The following is a 998-nucleotide window of genomic DNA, read 5'->3' as shown; positions in this document are numbered from 1 at the left end:
TCCAATGGAGCCTCCGTAGACCCGCTCTTCACCTACTTCCTCACCCCCAACAAGGCGGCGTTCGGCAGACGCTTACGATCGAGGTGCTGAAGGGCGACAAGCGGGAAATCTTCAGAGCCAGTTCGGACGCACAGAAGGCCGCCGACTGGTGCCTCTCCCGCCATCCTGATTGGAAGGCCGCCATGGACGGCGAGGCGGCCAACGTCGCCGATCCCGTTCCCGTCGCCGCCTGCGGCGTGCCCGAGCGACAGGCTCCCGCCGAGCCGATGCCCGAGCACCTGAAGCGGACGTTGGGGATGCCGACGGCGGCGGCGAAGGTCGCCAACGACACCGATCCCGGCTACCGTTACGGAGGGCCTTCGGTATGACCGCGACCACCGACACGGCGACGGCCGTCCGCGACTGGCTTGCCCGCCGTCGCGACATCGACATCGCCCGATCGATGCGGCGGCTGTTCCACGAGTCGGGGGCCAAGCCATCGGGCTGGTGCTCGCGTCACGACAAAGCCGTCGTCATGGCCGACGCCGAACTGGCCGCCTTCCTGAAGTCGGTTGCCGCGGCGGGTCCCGACGGCTGGCGGGAGGAGATCGACCGCGTTCGGCTTCGGCAGGTGAAGGCCGCGAGGAAGCGGGGCCGCACCCCTGTCGGAGTTGGTCCCCCTGCCCTCTCGCTGGCGGCCATCGTGGACCTTCTGCCGATCTGGCGGGCATGGGGACGGATGCTGATCGACGCGGGCAAGGTGCCGGCGGGCCGATAGGGCGGTGCCCCCATGTTCCCGGTGTTCCGCCTGTTCCGGTGTTCTCCAAAGCGGAGCAAACGCGACATCCGGCGACATCCGATTTACGGACATCACACGGACATGGTTTTGAGACGGACACAGACCAGAAACAAGAAAGCCAGCAACCCCTTGGGATTGCTGGCTGATTTGGTTGCGGGGGCAGGATTTGAACCTGCGGCCTTCAGGTTATGAGCCTGACGAGCTACCGGGCTGCTCCACC

General features: G+C 66.6%; 2 protein-coding genes. Both read left to right on the top strand.

Features of this window, described 5'->3' with window-relative positions:
• On the top strand, window positions 1–368 hold a 368-nt coding region (locus EJ913_RS32275), incomplete at its 5' end, for a hypothetical protein (RefSeq protein ID WP_244939575.1).
• Window positions 365–757 (top strand): hypothetical protein, encoded by a 393-nt coding sequence (locus EJ913_RS31250; RefSeq protein WP_127005226.1) that lies wholly within the window; start codon window positions 365–367, stop codon window positions 755–757. The genes EJ913_RS32275 and EJ913_RS31250, both read left to right, overlap by 4 nt.
• The last annotated feature ends 241 nt before the right edge of the window (window positions 758–998 follow it).

The organism is Azospirillum doebereinerae (genome assembly GCF_003989665.1).
Classification (GTDB): Bacteria; Pseudomonadota; Alphaproteobacteria; order Azospirillales; family Azospirillaceae; genus Azospirillum; species Azospirillum doebereinerae.
Note: the sequence above shows the minus strand (reverse complement) of the source record. Positions and strands in the feature narration are given on the sequence as shown.